The organism is Actinomadura geliboluensis (genome assembly GCF_005889745.1).
Classification (GTDB): Bacteria; Actinomycetota; Actinomycetes; order Streptosporangiales; family Streptosporangiaceae; genus Spirillospora; species Spirillospora geliboluensis.
On record NZ_VCKZ01000158.1, the window covers coordinates 1 to 18507 of the forward strand.

Sequence of the window (18507 nt, forward strand, 5' to 3'; positions counted from 1 at the left end):
CCCATGCTGACCGCCCACCCGGCCGGTCTGGGGATTGGGTGTGGCCGAAAACGGACGCCGGTCTGCGGAACCTTTCCCTCCCCTGCGGACTCCAAGGGGGTCAGCACTCGCCCCCGGCCTGGAGTTCGTATGCCCGCTCCCGATACCGATCCCGAATCCACCGGTCTCGCGCACCGGTTGCGGACGGACCGCAAGTGGCGGCGCGCGGCGGTGGCCGCGGCGCTCGCGCTCGTGCTGTGCGTCGCCGCCGCCGTCACCGCGGTCGCCGCGCAGCGGTCCGGGCCGGGCGGGATCTCCGACGGGCCCCTGACCGCCGCACCAGCGACCGCCGACCCCGTTCCCGCCGGCCGGATCGTGAAGAAGCCGCCCGCCAACTGCGGGGTGTCGAAGGCCACGGCCGCCAGGCTCGCGCCCGGCTCCGACCCCGACGCCGAGAAGGGCGGCCTCTTCCGGCAGGGCGGACCGGGCAGCTGCATGTGGTACTCGCTGGACGACGGCAAGGCCAAGTGCGACTTCTGCACCGGCGACTTCCGCAACGAGCGCGTCCTCAACGTCGGCATCGCCCTCGCCGAGAGCCGGCTCCAGTCGCCGATCAGCGAAGCACTGCGGCAGATGGACGAGACGCCGGGCCTCGCGCGGAGCTCCGCCCGGCCCGAGATCGTGGAGGGGCTGGGCGAGGAGGCCACCGCCCGCTACTCGGCGGAGACCGAGAGCGAGGGCGCGACCGTCAAGTTCCGTGTCCGTCCGTTCCCCGCCGAGGATCTCCGCGGGCTGGCACCCTACGACGCCGAGCACCCAGCTTCGTCCACGCTTGGCTGTCGGGCTTGGAGAGGTCGAGGAGGTAGGTGGCGATGTCGCGCGGGCCACCGACGGGCAGGAGCTGGCGCGGCGACGCGGTCGGCCGCGGTGGTGACGTCGTCGGCGGCGGCGATGCGCTCCGACCACGACCACCAGTACCACCAGCCGTCGGCGCCCTGCTCGGCCATGATGTTCTCGGTGAGCGCGGCCGCGTCCGGGTTCAGGACGTGCAGGCTCGGCGACTGGCCGCGGGGCAGCGTGAGCCGGACCCGGAGGCCGCGTTTGACCAGCTCGCCCCCGAGCTCTTCCAGATATTCGATCCGCGTCTTCGACGGCGCGGCCGTTCCCGTATCGTCAGGCGTCATCCTTGCTTCCTCACGGACTCCGCGCGGCCCGACGTGTACGGTACTCACCCTCCCGCTTCACCGGCCCGGGTGCAAGCACATCGCCAGGTCAGCGCGGTGCGGCACCGGGACGGGCGGCGGGGGCGGCCCGCGTTCGGAGGTCCCGGGGACCCTATCCGGGATATCTTGCGCGTAGTACATGAACCGGGAACATGGGGGCGACAATGACGGTGGGCGCGGGTGCCCAGCCAGGAGCCGGCCCGGCCGCCGCGCCGGCGGGCGGCCTCGGACGCGGCGCGCGGACGTGGCACCGGTTCCACTACGCGGTCGGCGTGTTCCTCCTCGCCTACGGGGTGGCGGTCCTGGCCAGCGGCGTGCTGCTGTGGGGCGACCGGGTGGACGAGGCCGAGGGCTACTTCGGTTCCGGCCCGGCGAGCGGCGTCGTCGTCGCCGTCAAGGCCGTCGAGGCGCTCCTGCTGCTCTGCGCGGCGGCGGGCGTGGCGCTGCGCCGCGACATGCTGTTCGTGCCGCCGCTGGCGGGCTGGATGGCCGGGTTCGCGATGTTCGCCGTCCTGGACGTGTTCACCGGCCGGTGGGGCGGCCTGATCCAGCACCTGCTCTACCTGGCGGCGTTCGTCGTGCTGCTGTTCCTGTCGTACGGGCTCAGCGCGAAGGCCCAGCTCGCCGGCATGCGCACGGCGGCCGAGCCCGGCTCCTCCCCCGTCGGGCCGCGCGGGCTCACCCGCACGCAGGAGTTCGCCCTCCAGGCGATCGACCGCGCCGTCGCGCTGACCGGCCCGCGCCCGCGCCCCGTCCCGCCGCCGGCGCAGCCGTCGCCGTCCCAGCCGTCGCCCCAGCAGGCACCCCAGCAGGCGCCGTCGCAGCAGGCCCGGCCGCCCGCCGAGCAGCACGACTGATCTTGGCAGATCTTGCCGTTGGTGCCGCCCGCACCCGATGTCACGTTGTGGCTCATGAGAGCCCGAGAACTGGCGTTGCCCGTGGTGGTGGCGGCGTCCCTCGCGGTGCCCGCGGCGCTCGCGGCACCCGCATCGGCACGGCCCGCCGCCCCCGCGGCGGCCTGTGACCCGACCCAGACCTCGCCGGTCTACCGGGGCAGGGTCCCGGCACCGGAGCAGGTCCTCGGCTTCGAGCTCGGCGAGCGGCCGGTCAGCGCCGCCGAGTCCGACGCCTACCTGGAGGCGGTCGCCGCCAAGAGCGAGCGCGTCGTGTCCGGGACGCTCGCCACGTCCGCGCAGGGGCGTCCGCTGAAGTACGCGATCGCGGGACGTCCCGCGCTGCTGTCCAAGGCGGGGCTGGCCAAGGTGCGGCGGGAGGCCGCGCGGCTGCGCGACCCGCGCACGCCGGAGGCGCTCGCCGAGCGGATCACCGAGCGCGGCGTCCCGATCCTGTGGGTCAGCGGCAACGTCCACGGCGACGAGCCGAGCGGCACCGACGCGGCGCTGAAGGTGCTGCGCGACCTCGGCGACCGCCGGGACTGCGCCGCGACGGCGATCCTCGACAACGCGCTCGTCGTCGTCCTGCCGACGCAGAACCCGGACGGGCGCGAGCTGAACACCCGCCAGAACGCCTACGGGTTCGACATGAACCGCGACTGGTTCGCGCGCACCCAGCCGGAGACCGACGGCAAGCTGGCGATGCTGAACCAGTACCCGCCGGTCCTCTACATCGACGCGCACGAGATGGGCGGGACGTCGTACTTCTTCCCGCCGAACGCCGACCCGATCTACCACGAGACGCCCGAGCAGGCCGTCGGCTGGATCAACGACCTGTACGGCGCGGCGATGGCCGCCGAGTTCACGCGGCGGGGCATCGACTTCTTCAACCGCGACGTCTACGACCTCTTCTACCAGGGCTACGGGGACTCGGTCCCGACCAGCGCGTTCCACGCCGCCGGGATGACGTTCGAGAAGGGCGACGGGAGCCCGTACCCGGAGCGGGTGAAGGAGCAGTACCTCACCCAGTGGGTGACGCTGTCGGCCGCCGCCCGCAACCGGCACCGCGTCCTGACGGAGTGGCGCCAGATGACGGTGGACGCCTACGCGCAGGGCAAGGCCGGGGAGCTGGAGCCCAACCAGATCTACAACCCGCCGAACACGATCGACCGTCCGGTGCCCGACCGGAAGGTGCGGAGCTACTTCCTGCGGGACGACGATCCGGCCAAGCGCGCCGAGGTCCGGCAGATCGTGCGGCGGCTTCAGCGCATGGGCGTGCAGGTCAAGAAGCTCGTCCGGCCGCTGGCCGTCCCGGACTTCAAGGCGTACGGGCACGCCGAGGCCAAGACGACCCTCCCTGCGGGCACGTACTGGATCTCGATGGCGCAGGGCCAGAAGCACTGGATCCAGGCCATGCTCAACGAGGACTCCTACACGCCGTTCCCGTACTTCTACGACGTGACGGCGTGGAGCCTGCCGCTGCTGGGCAACGTGGCCGGCGGGTCGTCCGGGGCCGTGCTGCGGCCGAGCGCCGTGCCGGTGCCGCCGCTGCCCGCGCCCCGTCCCGGCCATGAGGGGAAGGCGCCGAAGCTCGGCATCCTGCAGCTGTCGGCGACGTCGTCGTCCGCGCGCCAGTCGGCGGGCTGGCTGCGGCACCGCCTCGACCGCGACTGGAAGCTGCCGTTCACCCTGCTCACCCCGGCGGACGTCGCGGCGGGCAGGCTCGGCGGCATCGAGGTCCTCGTCACGCCGGACGGCCCGGCGTCGTCCGCCTACACCGCGCTCGGCGACGCGGGCCGGGCCGCGCTCCAGCGGTGGACGCGCGACGGCGGGCGCTACATCGGCTGGCAGGGCGGGACGCAGCTCGCCGCGCGGCTCGGCCTGACGACCGCGACGCTGGCCGAACCCACGTCCGACATCCCCGGCACGCTGTTCCGGGTGAAGGTGGACGGGTCGAGCCCGCTGGCGAAGGGCGTCGGCCCGGCGGCGTGGAACTTCACCTCCTACGACCTGGTGATGAACGCCTCCAGCGGCGTCGCCGCGGCGTACCCGCCGGCGGACTCGCCCGACTGGTTCGTCTCCGGGTTCGAGCGGGGCGCGGCCGAGCTGGGCGGCACCGCCGCGGTCGTCGACCAGCCCGTCGGCGCGGGCCGCTCCGTGCTGTTCGCGGCGGAGCCGAACTTCCGCGCGTTCAGCGACGGCACGGCCAAGCTGCTCTACAACGCGATCCTCGGCCCCGACCCGGCGGCGGCCGCGGCGCCCCAGGGCACGGCGAAGGCGGTGCGGGAGGCCGCCGAGCTGCCGTCCTACGAGTCGCCGATCCGCGTGTCGGTGAAGGCGGCGGACGCCGCGAAGGCCGCGTCCGTGCTGCGGTCGCTCGGCGCGGCCTGGGCCGAGACCCGCGCCGGCGGGACGGTCCACTACGTGATCGACAACCCGCGGGGCCTGCCGGTGGACCACCACCCGTTCGCCGGGCGCCTGCCGTCCCTCATCCGCGCGGCGGGCATCGCGCCCGTCGCCGTCACCCTGCCCTGACCGGCGGCGCGGCGTGCCGGCCGGCCCGGCACGCCGCGCCCCAGGGCGCTACTTGCGGACGATCCACGCGATCGCGGTCATCGTCCCCGGCGGAACCTCGGTGAACCCGCCGTCGCGCACCGCGACCGCCGCCTTCTTCACGCAGTCGCGCCACGGGACGTCCCGGGCCAGCCGGACGGCCGCCCCCGCCTCCACCCACGCCGCCACGTCCTTGCGGCGGCCCTGGCGGAGCAGCAGCTGCGCGGCGTGCCCGCACTGCGCGGCGGCCTTCCCCGTCGTGATCGTCACGTCCGGGTTGAGGGCGATCGCCGCGTACGGCGGCTCCGGCGCCGGCTCCGGCTCGCCGTCCGCGAGGTCGAGGCCCGCGACCTGCAGCTTCGCCAGCTGCGGCGGGACGTCCGACACCGGGCCCGGCGGGAACGCCCGCACCTGCGCGCCGGCGTGCTCGACGGTGACGCCGGGCAGCGCCGCCGCCTCCGGCCAGCGCACGCCCCGCGCCCGCCGCGTCACCTTCCGTATCCGCCGGGACTCCCATTCGCGCACGGCGTCCCGCCATTCGCCCTCGACCGCGCGGGGGTCGGTGAGCAGCCGGACGACGGCGGTCGCCGCCGCCTCGCAGACCGCGCCGTGCCCCGGCGGATCGGCCTTCTCGGCCCGTACCACCAACTGCATCGCCCAGGGCGGATCATCGAGAGGGTCGTAGTCAGGTCGCACCCGTGGAGTATTCCAAACCCGATCCGGCTTTCCCCGGTCGGATGTGGGTAATGCAACTCTTACCGTCCCCCGGACGTCGTTCAGGTACGGGAGGTCTCCGGTGACCAGTGGCTCGTGGAGTGATTCCATACCGGGTATCGGGACGTACTTCGTCGGCATCGACATCGCCCCCGGCCGCTACAGATGCGACGACGGCAAGGGCGGCTGGTGGGTCCGCTTCACCGGGCCCGGCGGGGGCGACCCGGTCGGCTCGTGGCCGCTGCCCGCCGGCCCGACCGAGATCGAGATCGCGCGGACCGACTTCGCGTTCGAGACGCACGTCTCCACGGTCTGGCGCCGGGTGGCGCCGCCGCGCGCCCCCGAGGACGGCTCCCCCGCCGAGCCGCGCCCGGTCGCCGACCCCACCCTGCGCGCCGAACTCGACACGATCGTCGACCGCCGCCGCCCGCTGCTGTGGCTGGCGCCGCTGACCGTGCTCGCCCTCGGCCTGCTCGGCTCGCCGCTGCTCGGCTCGCTGTGGCTGATCGGCCTCGGCATGCTCGCGGTGCTGGTCGCGCTCGGCACCCCGTCGGTGTCGCTGGACCTGCGCCGCGCCCGCGAGCTGGAGCGGCGCCGCGACCGCTACCTCATGCCCGACGACCTCGACGGCGACGGCCGGGCGCTGCTGGCCCGCGTCCAGGCGGCGATCGACGCCGTCCGCGACTCCGCGGTGAACCGCGAGGGCCTGCTGGACGCGGTGGACAACGCGGTCACCCTGCCCCGGCAGGAGTGGGAGATCGCCCAGGTCCTCGCCAAGCAGTCGAAGCTGCGCGCCGACCACGCCGAGATGGCCGGGGAGACGACGCTGCCCGAGGTGGAGGCGGCGCTCCGCCCGCTGCGCGAGAAGCTGGACATCTCCATCGCGGCGGTGACCCGCCGCGTGGAGGCCCTCGAACGCTACGCCGAGCGCGCCAGGGCGGCGGACGAGGTCCTGCGCGCCCAGCGCCACCTGGAGACGATCGCCGAGAAGGCCCACGAGTACGACGAGTTGCTGGCCTCGACCGTCCGCGACGACCTGGCCCTCCCGGCGATCGAGCGGCTCACCGAGCAGGGCGACGAGCTCCTGCGGACCCTCCGCGACCGCCTCACCAAGGCTGCCGAGGCCGCCACCGAGCTCCCGCCCCCGCACTGACTCCGGCCGCTCCGCCATCGGGACCGTCCCTTCTTCGGACGGTCCCACTCGTTTCTTTCGGAAATCCCATTCTTCCTTCCCGCTTATACCGTGGACAGATATGGGCGGCACTCGTCCGCGAATGACGCCCATACCAACAATGGGGCTAAGGTGATGCGCGGAAGTTCGCGGACATCTGCGGGAAGGTCTCATGATGGACGACGGCGCCGGCCGGCCGAGCCCTGTCATCGACAAGACGCGACCGCATCAGGCGCGGTTGTGGAACCACTGGCTCGGCGGCAAGGACACCTATCCGGTGGACCGCGAGATCGGCGACAGGATCGCGGCGGTGTATCCGGAGATCGCGGACGTGGCGCGCCAGTCGCGGGCGCTGCTGGTCCGCGTCGTGCATTTCATGACCGGCCTCGGCGTCCGCCAGTTCCTCGATATCGGGACGGGGCTGCCCGCCGTCGACAACACCCATGAGGTGGCGCAGCGCGACGTCCCCGAAGCGCGGGTAGTGTACGTCGACAACGACCCGCTGGTGGTGGCGCACGCGCGGGCGCTGCTGAAGAGCGTCCCGGGCGGCGCGTGCTCCTACATCGAGGCCGACATCCGCGAGCCCGAGGAGATCGTCCGGGCGGCCGGGGCCGTGCTCGACTTCAGCGAGCCCGTCGGGCTGCTGCTGCTCGGCATCGTCGGCAACATCGCCGACGAGGACGACCCGCCCGGCATCGTCCGGCGGCTGGTGGACGCGCTGCCGTCCGGCAGCCTCGTGGCGATCAACGACGGGACGAACGTGCTCGGCCTGGACGAGTGGACGCCCGCCGAGGCCACGGCCCGGGGCGAGGCGCTCCGGCTGTGCGCGGAGGCCGGCACCGTTCCGTATCACGCGCGGACGCCGGAGTACATCGAGGCGCTGTTCGAGGGCCTGGAACTGCTGGAGCCGGGCGTGGTGTCGACGCCGCTGTGGCGGCCCGACTTCCCCCAGGCCGGCGAGCCCCGGCCGATCGACTCGTTCGGCGGCGTCGCCCGCAAGCCCTAGCCGCCCTGGCCGCCCGCGGGCCTTAGAAGATCTCGTCCAGGTGGTGGCGGAGGACGCGCATCGCGGACTCGGGACTCCGCCGCCCGGCCAGGACGCTCGTGCCGAGGCCGTGGGCGAGGGCGAGCACCCGCGCCGCCTCCATGGCCGGGTCCTCGCACGTGCCGGCGAGGATCCGCGCGAGGCGTTCCTCCAGGCGGTCGGGGCCGTCCACGAAGGGCTGCTCCGCGAGCGACGGCTCGGTCTGCGCGAGCACGGCGTAGGACGTCCAGACCTGGTGGAACAGGCGGCTCTCCTGGTCGGTCGGCAGCGCCTCGGCGAGCAGCGCCTCGACGGTCTCGCGCGGTGACGGGTCGTCCAGGCCGGCGAGGCGGGCCGCCCACCGCTCGTGGCTCTGCCGTTCGAGCCGCTCCAGCGCCGCGTTCATGAGCCGCGCCTTGGTCTCGAAGTAGTACTGGACGAGCCGCAGCGAGACCCCGGCCTCGGCCGCGACCGAGCGCATGGTGACGGCGTGCAGGCCGTCGCGCCCGGCGACGCGGACGAGCCCCTCGATGATCTGCGTGCGGCGGGCGTCGTGGTCGGCGGTCCTCGGCATGCCCTTATGGTACCGATGTATCATAATGATACGTCCGTACCAGAGGAGCCTCATGACGCCGCGGCAGCGAGCCGTGCTCGCCCTGGCGTGCGCCGCCCAGTTCATGGTCGTGCTGGACGTGTCGGTGGTGAACGTCGCGCTGCCGTCCATCCAGGCGGACCTGCGCTTCGCGCCCGCCGACCTCCAGTGGGTCGTCAACGCCTACGCCCTCCCCTTCGCCGGGCTGCTGCTGCTCGGCGGCCGGCTCGCCGACGTCCACGGGCTGCGCCGCGTGTTCGTCGCGGGGCTGGCCCTGTTCACGCTGGCGAGCCTGGCCGGCGGGCTGGCCGCCGGGCCGGGACCGCTCGTCGCGGCGCGCGCCTTCCAGGGCGTCGGCGCCGCCCTCCTGGCGCCCGCGACGCTGACCGTCCTGACCACGGCGTTCGGCGAGGACGTCCGGCCCCGCGCGCTCGCCGCGTGGACGGCCGTCGGCCTCGCGGGCGGGACGGCCGGCAACCTCGTCGGCGGCGTGCTCACCGACGCGCTGTCGTGGCGCTGGATCCTGCTCGTCAACGTCCCGATCGGCGTCCTCGCGCTGCTCCCCGCGCGGCTGATCGAGAACGCGAAGGGCGGACGGCGGCGGCTGGACGTGCCGGGCGCCGTGCTGGCGACCGCGGGCGTCGCATCGCTCACCTACGGCGTCACGCGCGGCTGGAACGCGCCCGCGCTGGCCGCCGGGGCCGCCGCGCTGGCGGCGTTCGCGTTCCAGCAGTCGCGGGCCCGGACGCCGCTGCTGCCGCTCGGTCTGCTGCGGCTCCGCACGGTCGCGGCCGGGAACGCGGCGATGCTGCTCGCCGGGGCGTGCCTGAATCCGATGTGGTACTTCCTGGCGCTGTCGATGCAGGACGTCCTGCGTCTGAGCGCCCTGGAGACGGGGCTCGGCTTCCTCCCGCACACGCTGCTGACCATGGCCGTCGCGCTACGCGTGACGCCACGCCTCATGGGGCGGATGTCCGACCGCACGCTGATCGCGATCGGGTCGCTGATCGCCGCGGCGGGGTTCCTCTGGCAGAGCGGCCTGTCCCCCGGCGGCACCTACCTGACGGACGTCCTCGGCCCCGCGGTCCTCATCTCGGTGGGCGGCGGGCTGCTCAACACCCCGATCACCAACGCCGTCACCGCCGGCGTCCCCCGGGAGGACGCCGGCGCCGCGTCCGGCCTGATGAACACGACGAAGCAGGCGGGAGCCGCGCTGGGCCTCGCCGTGCTGGTCGCCGTGACCTCCGACTACGCCGACGCGTTCGCGGTGATGGCGGGCCTCCTGGTGGCGACGGCCGCGGTCGCGGGCGCACTGCCTGGACGCCCCGGAACGGAAGGCGAGGTCACGAGCCCGGCGCGGCGCGTCAGCCGGCCAGAGCCCTGACCTGGTCGGGCCCGGTGAAGACCTCGGCGCGCATGCCGGCCTCGCGGGCGGCGCGGACGTTGCGCTCGGTGTCGTCGAAGAACAGGACGTCGCCGGGCTTGACGCCGAGGCGCTCGGCGCAGATCTCGTAGGCGCGCGGGTCGGGCTTGGCGACGCCGATGTGGCAGGAGTAGACGAGCGCGTCGAAGCGGTCGAGCAGCGCGCCGTGCCGGGCCTCGAAGCGCGGCACCAGGTCGCCGATGATGTTGGAGAGCAGGCCGAGCGTGCGGCCCGAGTCGGCCAGCTCGCCGACGAGCGCCACCATGGTGTCGTCCACGTCCGTCCAGCTGTCGAGGTCGGCCTCGACCAGCGCGGGGACGTCGGGGAACGACACGCCGAGGCGGGACGCGACCTCCGCCCAGTAGGCCGCGCTCTCCTGCCCGGCGTCGTAGGCGGGGCGGCAGGCCCAGTAGGCGTCCCAGAACGCGGGGCCGGGCGCCCCCGCGAGCCCCTCGATCCGCCGGATCGCCTCGGGGGTCTGGGTTCGGGCGATCACTCCGTACAGGTCGAACACGATCACATCGGCCATGGACCCGAGCCTATGCGGCCCCGCCGCGGATCCCCGCGCCCGCAGACGTAGCAAGCGCTTGGTATTGGCCGTAACCTGGGGCGGCGGCGCTAATCGAGCAAGCGGTTGGGCGGGCACGGCATAATGAGAGGGTGACGACCACGAGCGCTAAGTCCGGACGATCCCGAACCCGTGCCACGGGCGAGGGCGGTTCCCGCCGCCGTGGCAGGGGCTCGCCCGCCTTGGCGTCGGAACGTCGCGAGCACCTCGTCAGACTCGCCGCCGAACTCTTCGCGGAAAAGGGCTTCCAGGCCACCACCGTCCGCAACATCGCCGACGAGGCGGGCATCCTGTCCGGCAGCCTCTACCACCACTTCGACTCCAAGGAGTCGATCGTGGACGAGATCCTGTCCGGCTTCTTCGACGAGATCATGGCCTCCTACCAGTCGGTGATCGCCGAGGGCCGCAACCCGCGCGACACCATCGCCGGGCTCGTCCGCGTCGCGTTCGGCACCCTGGAGCCGCACCGCGCCGCCATCACGGTGATGCAGAACGACTGGAACTACCTCAAGGGCATGGACCGGTTCGCCTACCTGATCAAGTCCGAGGACGAGGTCGAGAAGATGTGGGTGGACACGCTCCAGGCCGGCCAGGAGGAGGGGCTGTTCCGGCACGACCTCGACCCGAAGCTCACCTACCGGATGATCCGCGACACCGTGTGGGTCGCGGTCCGCTGGTTCCGGCCGGGCGGCCGCCTGAACGCCCAGGGCCTGGCGGAGCACTACCTCAAGGTGATGTTCGACGGCATCAACCTGCACTAGACGGTTCGGGCCGGGCCGCACCGCGTCCCGCCGCGGGCACCGCCGCCGTGGTCGCCTCGGCGACGCCCGGGGCTCGCGGACGGGCACCGGCGGCCGCTGACGGCTGCCTCCGAGCGGGCCTCGTGACGAGCGTCGCGGCGGCGCCGTCCTCCGCTGTCGTCGCCCGGTTCCGGTCGGCCGTCCGGCAGGCGGCGGCGTGCGGATCTCCCCGAATACATCCGTTCGAGCACATCCGGCGCGGTATCCCACTGTGGGCGGTCGCCAACCCCCATAGTGTGCTTAGTCACAAATTGCCGAGTAGGGGTGACGCATTGGTCCGTGGGGACGCTGTTACTGGAGACATCTACGGGGGGAGGGCGGCATGACGGCTCAACGGGGCGCCTCGGGCCGCGACGAGCCCACGCCCGCGGCCATGCGCGCCGCCACCGCGCGCGGCCTCCAGGAGCAGTTTCCGGGAGTGCGCGTCTGGTTCGGCGAGGCGACCGGGTCGTGGTGGGCGATGGTTCCGCTGCGTGACGGACCGCGGCTGCTGGAGGCGGCGACGCCGCAGCAGCTCCGCGACGAGATCATGAATTTCCGGCACCGGGGGTGACCGCAGGATGCCGCCCGCCGGGAACGGGGCGCGATCCGTTCCCAGCGGGCGTCTCTGCTGAAACTAACCCGAAAACCATTCAGGCACAAGCGCTTGCTCGGTTTTACTCTGCGTCACGGCTCGTACTGGATCGCGGCGCGCTCGGCCGTGATCGGGGTGATGAACGCGTCCACCACCGCGCGGTGGTCGGGGTGGTCGCGGTAGGCGAGGTAGGCGTCGCGGTCGGCGAAGTCCGCGACGATGACGAACTCGTAGGCGCCCGGGTTCACGCCCGCGTCGGCGCCGACGCTGAACGCCGCTATCTCCGGGATGCGGCCGGGCAGCTCGCGCAGCTTCGCCGCGACCTCGTCCTGCTGGGAGGTCGTCGTGCCCTCGACCCACTTGAACATCGCCACATGACGGAAACCACTCATGCGGGAAAACTATCGGCCGGCCGCCCCGGCGTCCGGGCGGACGCGGCGGCCGGTGCTCAGCGGGGGCCGCTCAGAATTGGCCGAGTTCCGCGGCCGTGATCGCGCCCAGCTCCCAGCACGCCTCCAGGTCGGCCTTGCCGGGCTCGCCCGTCACCACCACCGGCGGCTGGACGGCCTTCCACCGCAGCCCGGTGGTGATGGAGTCGAGCGCGCGCAGGGCGCCGGTCGCGTCGTTGTTGCCGTGCAGGTACGCCCCGAACGGGCGCCGGACGGTCTCCTCCAGGCACGGGTAGTAGATCTGGTCGAAGAAGTGCTTGAGCGCCCCTGAGAGGTAGCCCAGATTGACCGGCGTGCCGAGCAGGTAGCCGTCCGCCTCCAGGACGTCCACGGCCGTCGCCGCCAGCGCCGCGCGGGACACGACCTCCACGTCCTCGATCTCGTCGGTGGACGCCCCCGCGCGCACCGCCTCGTACATCGCCTGCACGGACGGTGACGGTGTGTGATGGACGAGCAGCAACCTCTTCATCACCACGAGCCTATAGACACGGTTCGCCGCCTCCCGGCGGGGGAGACCGGCCATTCCGGGGCGGCCGCGCGAGCCGTAGGCTGCGGTTGAGGGATGAAGAACGTCCGGCCCGGGGAATGAGTTCCAAAGGATCTTGGTTGGGGGCTCAGCGGAGGTGTCCTTCGTGGAACCAGGGAAATCGGCCGCGCCCGCGTCGGCCCGGCCCGTCTGGCCGCTGGCGGCGGCCGCGGCGCTCGTCGCCGTGCTCATCGCGGTGCCCGCGCTGCACGGCACGCCGGCATGGCTCGGCCGGCTGTCGCGGATCGTCACCGGCAGCCCCCTCGCCCCCGCGCACGCCATCGCGATCGCGATCGCGCTCGCCCTCGTCGCCCGCGGCGTCCTGCTGCGCCGCCGCGCCGCCTGGTACGGCCTCGCGGTGCTGGTCGTCCTCGGCCTGCTCGCCGTCGTCACCGGCGAGGACCCGCTGTGGCGGCTGCCGCTGCTCGGCGCCGTCCTCGGCGCGTTGTGGCTGGAGCGCGAACGGTTCCCGGTGCGCCCGCACCAGGAGCGCGTCCGCACCGCGGTGAAGACGGGCGCGTTCCTGGTGATCGCCGCGATCGCCGGCTCGCTGCTGTTCGGCGGCGTGTCGGTCCGGTCGGTCGGCGCCGTCGCCGCCGGGCTCGGCGCCACCGGCGCGCCGCTGGACGGCGCGTCCTGGCTGCCCGGCGTGCTCGGCCTCGCGGGCGCCGCCGGGCTGCTCGTCCTGGTCACCACGCTGCTCGCGGCCGACCCCGCGCCGCCGCCCGGCGACGAGGGCGAGCGCCGCCGCGTCGCGGGCCTCGTCGCGCATCCCGGGTCGGACACCCTGGCCCCGTTCGCGCTGCGCCGCGACAAGGCGTACGTGTTCAGCGCGGACGGCCGGGCCGCGATCGGCTACCGCGTCCTGTTCGGCGTCGCGGTGGCGGGCGGCGACCCGGTCGGCGACCCCGGCTCGCACTCCGACGCCGTCCGCGCGTTCCTCGCGATGTGCCGGACGACGGGCTGGCGCCCGGCCGTCCTCGGCGCGAGCGACGAGCTGCTGCCCGCCTGGGGGCCGTGCCGCACGATCGGGTTCGGCGACGAGGTCGTCGTCCACCCCGCGGAGTTCACGCTGGCCGGGCGGCGGATGCGCAACGTGCGGCAGGCGGTGAAGCGCACCGAGAACGCGGGCGTCACGACGCGGATCGTCCCGGAGCGGGAGCTGACGCCCGCGCTGCGCGAGCGGCTGCTGGACGTCGCGTCCCGCTCCCTCGGCGGCGCGGCCGAGCGCGGGTTCTCCATGAACCTCGACGAGCTGCTCACCGGCTACCACCCGGGGGCCGTCGTCGCGATCGCCTACGGCGAGGACAAGGAGCCCATCGCGTTCCAGCGCTACGTCGCCGCCGGGCAGGGCATCAGCCTCGACGCGATGCGCCGCAGCCCCGGCGGCCCGAACGGCGTCAACGAGCGCCTCATCGTCGAGATGATCGAGTACGCGGCCGAGCACGGCCACGGCGTCGTCTCGCTGAACTTCGCGGCGTTCCGCGAGCTGCTCGACAACGACGAGCGCGGCCTGCTGGAGAAGGCCGGGTACCAGGCGCTGCACCTGCTGGACCCCTGGATCGCCGTCGAGTCGCTGTACCTGTTCAACAAGAAGTTCCGGCCGTCCTACAAGCCGCGCAACGTCGCGTTCCGCTCGTGGTTCGACATCGTCCAGCTGGCCGCCGCCCTGCTCACGCTGGAGTTCGGCCGCACCGGCGCGGCGCATCCTGCCGCGGAGCCCGTGACGCAGCCCGTGCACCACCTCGGCCGCTGACGCGCGCCGGGCTCGGGCACGGGCGCTCCCTCGGCGGGGAATCCTAGAACGTGATTCTATGGAGTCCCCGTGGAGAGGAATGCGGCATGAGCACTGTGGTGCAGGGGCACTGCGATCCGGCGTTCGCCGGTGTCCGGGAGGTGTTCGAGCAGAACTTCGCCGAGGGCCGCGAGCTCGGCGCCGCCGTCGCCGTGTACGCGGGCGACCGCAAGGTCGTCGACCTGTGGGGCGGCACCGCCGACCGCCGCACCGGGCGCGCGTGGCTGCCCGACACCCCCTGCTTCGGCTTCTCCTGCACCAAGGCGGTCACGGCCGCCGCCGCGATGCTGCTCGCCGAGCGCGGCGCCTACGACGTGGACGGCCCGGTCACGGACTGGTGGCCGGAGTTCGGCGCCGCGGGCAAGGACGGCGCCACTGCCGCGCACCTGCTGTCGCACCAGGTGGGGCTGCCCGCGTTCGCGGGCCCGGTGTCGGCCGAGGAGGCCGCGGACCCCGCCGCGCTCGCGTCGCGGCTGGCCGCGCAGGAGCCGGAGTGGAAGCCCGGCTCGGCGCACGGCTACCACGCGCTGACCTACGGCTGGCTCGCCGGCGAGATCGTCCGGCGGCACGGCGGCCGGACCGTCGGCGCGTTCGTCAAGGACGAGTTCGCCGGCGGCCTCGACCTGTGGATCGGCGCCCCCGACGACGTGATCGAGCGGGCCGCGAAGCTGTCGGCGGGACGGCGCGGCGCCGCCGACACGCCCCGCACCGCGGACCGCGGCCTGCTGACCCGGCTCGCCGCCGCGTACGGCGACCCGGACAGCGCGATGAACCGGTCGCTCGGCAACCCCAGCCCGGGCAAGGGCGGCTTCAACAACCCCGTCGTGCTGCGCGCGGGCTGGCCGTCCGCCGGGATGCTCGCCACCGCGCCCGCGTTCGCCGCGTTCTACCGCGACCTCGTGGCGGGCCGCGTCCTGCGGCCGGACACGCTGCGCGAGGCGATGCGCCCGCGCGTCAGCGGCCCGGACCGGACGCTCCTCATCGACAGCGCGTTCGGGCTCGGCTTCATGCGCCCGGCCCAGACGTACTACGTCCCGAAGGCGGCGCGGGCGACGGCGTTCGGGCACACCGGCGCGGGCGGGTCCATCGGCCTCGGCGACCCGGACGCCGGGCTCGCGCTCGCCTACCTGCCGAACCTGATGGGCGACCAGGCGACCGGCGACCTGCGCGCCTTCCGGCTGACCGAGGCGGCGTACGCGTCCCTGTCCTGAGGGCCGCGCTGCCCGCGCCGCCGGCGGGCGGTAGCGTCCGGGGCATGGTGGTACGGGAACTGCACGACTGGCCGGCCACGGCCGCGGAGGCCGAGGCGATCCAGGACCGGCTGCGCCCGCTGCTGGAACTGGACGTCCCCGGCCCGGCCGCGCCGCGCACGGTCGCGGGGCTGGACGTCTCCTACGCGGGCGACGGCGGCGGCACCGGGACGCGGCTCGCCGCCGCCGCGGTCGTCCTGGACGCCGCCACCCTGGAGGTGCTGGAGGAGTCGGTGGCCGTCGGCGCGGCCGCGTTCCCCTACGTCCCGGGCCTCTTCGCGTTCCGTGAGCTGCCGACCCTGCTGGATGCGCTGCGCGGCCTCACGACCACGCCCGATCTGCTGGTCTGCGACGGGTTCGGGATCGCGCACCCCCGCCGGTTCGGGCTCGCGTGCCACCTCGGCGTGCTGACCGGGCTGCCGTCCATCGGCGTCGGGAAGACCGCCTTCGTCGGCTCCTACGAGCAGCCGGGCGCGCGGCGCGGCGACGCGAGCCCGCTGGTGGACGGCGGCGAGGTCGTGGGGCGGGTGCTGCGCACGCGGGACGGCGTGAAGCCGGTGTTCGTGTCCGTCGGGCACCGCGTCGACCTCGACACGGCGTGCCGCCACGTCCTGGCCCTCACCCCCGAGTACCGGCTGCCGGAGACCACCCGGCGGGCCGACCGGCTGTCCCGGGACGCGCTGGCCCGGCACGGCGACGGGTAGCGCGTCCGCCCTGGAAGGTGGCAGGCTCGTCCCCAACGCAAGGCGGTGACCACCGCAGGTCGTCCGCCAGATCGCTGGACGGTGCCCATGGACACCCGCCCGATGCGGGCCGACGCCCGCCGCAACTACGAACGGCTCATCACGACCGCCCGGACCGCGTTCATGGAGCACGGCACGGGCGCCTCCCTCGACGACATCGCCAAGCGCGCCGGGGTCGGGTCCGGAACGCTGTACCGGCACTTCCCGACCCGCGACGCGCTGCTGCACGCCGTGCTGCGGGAGCGGATCGACGGGCTCCTCGCGCACGCCGACGAACTGCTCTCCGACCCGGACCCGGCGGGCGCGGAGGCCGCCCTCGGCCGCTGGCTGCGCAGCTACCTCGCGGGCGCGGCGACCCCGCGCGGCACCTCGACCGTGATCATCGAGGCAATGTCGGCGGAGTGGGCCGACACCGGCCTCGGCGCCGCCGCGGCGGCGATCTGCGACGCGCTCGGCCGGCTGCTGGCGCGGGCGCAGCGGGCGGGGGCGGTCCGGGCCGAGATCGACCCGCGCGACCTGCTCCGGCTCACCAACGCGATCGGGGTGGCGTCCGAGCGCACCCCCGACCCGGCCGCGTACGCCGACCGGATGCTGACCCTGCTCTTCACCGGGCTGCGCGCCTGACGCCCGGGGCCGCCTTGTTCGGTTGACCAAGCGTTCGCTAGGTTAGCCGCAGGCTTACGGGCGACGAGGAGCGTTGATGGGTCAGCTGGACGGCAAGGTGGCGCTGATCACCGGTGGTGCGCGCGGGATGGGCAAGTCGCACGTCCGCCGGTTCCTGGACGAGGGGGCCAAGGTCGTGTTCGGCGACGTCCTGGAGGAGGAGGGCGCCAAGCTCGCCGCCGACCTCGGCGACGCCGCCCGCTTCGTCCGGATGGACGTCACGTCGCCGGACGACTGGCAGACCGCCGTCGAGACCGCGACGTCGGCGTTCGGCGCGCTGAACGTCCTGGTCAACAACGCCGGGATCATCCGGCACAAGACCATCGAGGACATGGGCCTCGACGAGTTCCGGCAGATCCTCGACGTGAACCTCGTCGGCCAGTGGCTCGGCGTGAAGTCGGTGACCGCGCCGATGCGGGAGGCCGGCGGCGGCTCGATCGTCAACGTGTCGTCCACCGAGGGGTTCATCGGCGCGTCCGGGCTCGCCGCCTACAGCGCCAGCAAGTTCGGCGTCCGCGGCCTCACCAAGTCCGCCGCGCGCGAGCTCGGCGAGTACGGCATCCGGGTGAACTCCATCCACCCCGGCGGCGTCGTCACCCCGCTGTTCATGCAGGACGACATCATCGCGGCCAAGGCCGACAGCGCCGACGCGTTCCTGAACTCCCTCCCCCTCGGCCGCATGGCCAAGTCCAAGGAGGTCTCGGGCCTGGTCGTCTACCTGGCGTCGGACGACTCGTCCTACTGCACCGGCAGCGAGGTCCTGGTCGACGGCGGCATGCTGACGGGCGCGGGCTACTGAGAGACGGGCCGCCCGGAGGCGGCCCACCTCCCCTACGGACGCCGCTCGGTCCACCCCTCGACGGCCTCCAACTGCGCGGCCAGCGAGATGAGCGTCGCCTCGTCGGAGTCGTGCCCGAGCAGCTGCGCCCCGATCGGCAGACCGCGCTTGGTCAACCCGGCCGGGACGTTCACTCCCGGCCACCCGAGCACATTCCACGTCCACGCGTAAGGGCAGGCCGCGGCAACTCCCGACTGCGTCTTCTGGTAGCCGGCCCCGTCGAACGCACCCACCCGCAGCGGCGGCTGCGCGGTAGTGGGCGTCAGCACCACATCGGCGGTCTGGAAGATGCGCCCGACCTTCCGCCGCAGATGGGGGTCCATCTTCTTCGCCAGCGGCAGCAGCCGCTTCCCGACGACGCGTCCGATGCGCGCCTCGACCTCCGTCCGGGGTTCGGGCCGCGGATTCGGCAGCGAGTCCAGCCAGTCGGCGACGCCGGCCGTCCCGCGCGGAATGAGCCCGAGCCCGACCAGCCCGTAATCGGGATCGGCCGGGAACACCTTGTGCCCGAGGTCGGTCAGCCTCCGGGCCAGCCGCTCGACCGCCGCCCGGATCTCCGGATCGAGCTTCCCGCTGACGCCGAACGCCGTCCGGAAGGAAATGTTGCTCGTGGTCAGGCAGGTCGAATTGGGTGACCAGGTCGGCGTTGACGAGGCCCGTCGCAGTGATGCGTGCCTTTTCGCGGGCGCTGCGCACGAAGATCCGTGTTGTGTTAGGGAGGCCGGCCCA

At 73.7% G+C, this 18507-nt stretch carries 19 protein-coding genes; 13 read left to right on the plus strand and 6 right to left on the minus strand.

Annotated elements, in window-relative coordinates; genetic code table 11:
• Positions 1 to 129: 129 nt before the first annotated feature.
• Genes ETD96_RS44955 through ETD96_RS21485 form a run of 3 tightly spaced genes read left to right on the plus strand, consistent with a single transcriptional unit; the run spans position 130 to position 4630 of the window.
• Positions 130 to 1338 (plus strand): hypothetical protein, encoded by a 1209-nt coding sequence (locus ETD96_RS44955; protein ID WP_171069159.1) that lies wholly within the window; start codon positions 130 to 132, stop codon positions 1336 to 1338.
• A 28-nt stretch (positions 1339 to 1366) separates the two neighbouring features.
• Positions 1367 to 2059 (plus strand): hypothetical protein, encoded by a 693-nt coding sequence (locus ETD96_RS21480; protein ID WP_138638263.1) that lies wholly within the window; start codon positions 1367 to 1369, stop codon positions 2057 to 2059.
• Between the two features lie 54 nt (positions 2060 to 2113).
• Entirely contained in the window at positions 2114 to 4630 is a 2517-nt protein-coding gene (locus tag ETD96_RS21485) for a M14 family zinc carboxypeptidase (protein WP_138638264.1), read from the plus strand.
• 48 nt (positions 4631 to 4678) lie between these two features.
• Here the strand turns inward: ETD96_RS21485 and ETD96_RS21490 are convergent, their stop codons facing one another.
• Positions 4679 to 5344, minus strand: coding sequence for an aminoacyl-tRNA hydrolase (locus tag ETD96_RS21490; protein WP_138638265.1), 666 nt, complete (start codon positions 5342 to 5344; stop codon positions 4679 to 4681).
• A 100-nt stretch (positions 5345 to 5444) separates the two neighbouring features.
• Between ETD96_RS21490 and ETD96_RS21495 the strand changes: the two genes are divergently transcribed.
• Positions 5445 to 6515: a hypothetical protein gene (locus ETD96_RS21495; RefSeq protein ID WP_138638266.1), complete on the plus strand. Its 1071-nt coding sequence runs from the start codon at positions 5445 to 5447 to the stop codon at positions 6513 to 6515.
• A 193-nt stretch (positions 6516 to 6708) separates the two neighbouring features.
• Complete coding sequence (locus tag ETD96_RS21500) at positions 6709 to 7539, plus strand: SAM-dependent methyltransferase (RefSeq protein ID WP_138638278.1); 831 nt, start codon at positions 6709 to 6711, stop codon at positions 7537 to 7539.
• Positions 7540 to 7561: 22 nt separating this feature from the next.
• Here the strand turns inward: ETD96_RS21500 and ETD96_RS21505 are convergent, their stop codons facing one another.
• Positions 7562 to 8131, minus strand: a complete 570-nt coding sequence (locus ETD96_RS21505) for a TetR/AcrR family transcriptional regulator (RefSeq protein ID WP_138638267.1) — start codon at positions 8129 to 8131, stop codon at positions 7562 to 7564.
• A 52-nt stretch (positions 8132 to 8183) separates the two neighbouring features.
• Between ETD96_RS21505 and ETD96_RS21510 the strand changes: the two genes are divergently transcribed.
• Positions 8184 to 9533: an MFS transporter gene (locus tag ETD96_RS21510; RefSeq protein ID WP_138638268.1), complete on the plus strand. Its 1350-nt coding sequence runs from the start codon at positions 8184 to 8186 to the stop codon at positions 9531 to 9533.
• Here ETD96_RS21510 and ETD96_RS21515 read toward each other — a convergent pair.
• Positions 9514 to 10101 (minus strand): HAD family hydrolase, encoded by a 588-nt coding sequence (locus ETD96_RS21515; RefSeq protein ID WP_138638269.1) that lies wholly within the window; start codon positions 10099 to 10101, stop codon positions 9514 to 9516. The two genes, ETD96_RS21510 and ETD96_RS21515, sit on opposite strands and share 20 nt — an antisense overlap.
• Positions 10102 to 10232: 131 nt before the next feature.
• On the opposite strand from ETD96_RS21515, the gene ETD96_RS21520 reads away from it, so the two are divergent.
• A complete protein-coding gene (locus ETD96_RS21520; protein WP_138638270.1) occupies positions 10233 to 10901 on the plus strand; it encodes a TetR/AcrR family transcriptional regulator in 669 nt (222 codons plus the stop codon).
• Between the two features lie 361 nt (positions 10902 to 11262).
• Entirely contained in the window at positions 11263 to 11493 is a 231-nt protein-coding gene (locus ETD96_RS21525; RefSeq protein WP_138638271.1) for a hypothetical protein, read from the plus strand.
• 113 nt (positions 11494 to 11606) lie between these two features.
• Here the strand turns inward: ETD96_RS21525 and ETD96_RS21530 are convergent, their stop codons facing one another.
• Together ETD96_RS21530 and ETD96_RS21535 are read right to left on the minus strand one after the other, a co-directional pair.
• Positions 11607 to 11906: a Dabb family protein gene (locus ETD96_RS21530; RefSeq protein WP_138638272.1), complete on the minus strand. Its 300-nt coding sequence runs from the start codon at positions 11904 to 11906 to the stop codon at positions 11607 to 11609.
• Positions 11907 to 11976: 70 nt separating this feature from the next.
• Positions 11977 to 12432, minus strand: coding sequence for a flavodoxin family protein (locus tag ETD96_RS21535; RefSeq protein WP_138638273.1), 456 nt, complete (start codon positions 12430 to 12432; stop codon positions 11977 to 11979).
• 163 nt (positions 12433 to 12595) lie between these two features.
• Between ETD96_RS21535 and ETD96_RS21540 the strand changes: the two genes are divergently transcribed.
• From ETD96_RS21540 to ETD96_RS21560, 5 genes are all read left to right on the plus strand, one after another.
• Positions 12596 to 14245, plus strand: coding sequence for a bifunctional lysylphosphatidylglycerol flippase/synthetase MprF (locus tag ETD96_RS21540; RefSeq protein WP_171069160.1), 1650 nt, complete (start codon positions 12596 to 12598; stop codon positions 14243 to 14245).
• An 86-nt stretch (positions 14246 to 14331) separates the two neighbouring features.
• Positions 14332 to 15495, plus strand: coding sequence for a serine hydrolase domain-containing protein (locus tag ETD96_RS21545; protein WP_138638275.1), 1164 nt, complete (start codon positions 14332 to 14334; stop codon positions 15493 to 15495).
• Positions 15496 to 15539: 44 nt separating this feature from the next.
• Positions 15540 to 16238, plus strand: coding sequence for a deoxyribonuclease V (nfi, locus tag ETD96_RS21550; RefSeq protein WP_138638276.1), 699 nt, complete (start codon positions 15540 to 15542; stop codon positions 16236 to 16238).
• Positions 16239 to 16325: 87 nt separating this feature from the next.
• A complete protein-coding gene (locus ETD96_RS21555; protein ID WP_205719383.1) occupies positions 16326 to 16901 on the plus strand; it encodes a TetR/AcrR family transcriptional regulator in 576 nt (191 codons plus the stop codon).
• 76 nt (positions 16902 to 16977) lie between these two features.
• The gene (locus ETD96_RS21560; RefSeq protein WP_138638277.1) at positions 16978 to 17739 is read left to right on the plus strand and encodes a glucose 1-dehydrogenase; all 762 of its coding nucleotides are present in this window, start codon (positions 16978 to 16980) and stop codon (positions 17737 to 17739) included.
• Positions 17740 to 17771: 32 nt separating this feature from the next.
• Here ETD96_RS21560 and ETD96_RS21565 read toward each other — a convergent pair.
• On the minus strand, positions 17772 to 18507 hold a 736-nt coding region (locus tag ETD96_RS21565), incomplete at its 5' end, for an amidase family protein (protein ID WP_240807976.1).

Bases quoted from the DNA above. Each gene is read 5' to 3' on its own strand.
- ETD96_RS21545 (WP_138638275.1), top strand. From the start codon at position 14,332: ATGAGCACTGTGGTGCAGGGGCACTGCGATCCGGCGTTCGCCGGTGTC.
- ETD96_RS21525 (WP_138638271.1), top strand. From the start codon at position 11,263: ATGACGGCTCAACGGGGCGCCTCGGGCCGCGACGAGCCCACGCCCGCG.
- ETD96_RS21515 (WP_138638269.1), bottom strand. From the start codon at position 10,101: ATGGCCGATGTGATCGTGTTCGACCTGTACGGAGTGATCGCCCGAACC.
- ETD96_RS44955 (WP_171069159.1), top strand. From the start codon at position 130: ATGCCCGCTCCCGATACCGATCCCGAATCCACCGGTCTCGCGCACCGG.
- ETD96_RS21510 (WP_138638268.1), top strand. From the start codon at position 8,184: ATGACGCCGCGGCAGCGAGCCGTGCTCGCCCTGGCGTGCGCCGCCCAG.
- ETD96_RS21480 (WP_138638263.1), top strand. From the start codon at position 1,367: ATGACGGTGGGCGCGGGTGCCCAGCCAGGAGCCGGCCCGGCCGCCGCG.
- ETD96_RS21560 (WP_138638277.1), top strand. From the start codon at position 16,978: ATGGGTCAGCTGGACGGCAAGGTGGCGCTGATCACCGGTGGTGCGCGC.
- ETD96_RS21500 (WP_138638278.1), top strand. From the start codon at position 6,709: ATGGACGACGGCGCCGGCCGGCCGAGCCCTGTCATCGACAAGACGCGA.
- nfi (WP_138638276.1), top strand. From the start codon at position 15,540: ATGGTGGTACGGGAACTGCACGACTGGCCGGCCACGGCCGCGGAGGCC.
- ETD96_RS21530 (WP_138638272.1), bottom strand. From the start codon at position 11,906: ATGAGTGGTTTCCGTCATGTGGCGATGTTCAAGTGGGTCGAGGGCACG.
- ETD96_RS21555 (WP_205719383.1), top strand. From the start codon at position 16,326: ATGGACACCCGCCCGATGCGGGCCGACGCCCGCCGCAACTACGAACGG.
- ETD96_RS21505 (WP_138638267.1), bottom strand. From the start codon at position 8,131: ATGCCGAGGACCGCCGACCACGACGCCCGCCGCACGCAGATCATCGAG.
- ETD96_RS21535 (WP_138638273.1), bottom strand. From the start codon at position 12,432: ATGAAGAGGTTGCTGCTCGTCCATCACACACCGTCACCGTCCGTGCAG.
- ETD96_RS21485 (WP_138638264.1), top strand. From the start codon at position 2,114: ATGAGAGCCCGAGAACTGGCGTTGCCCGTGGTGGTGGCGGCGTCCCTC.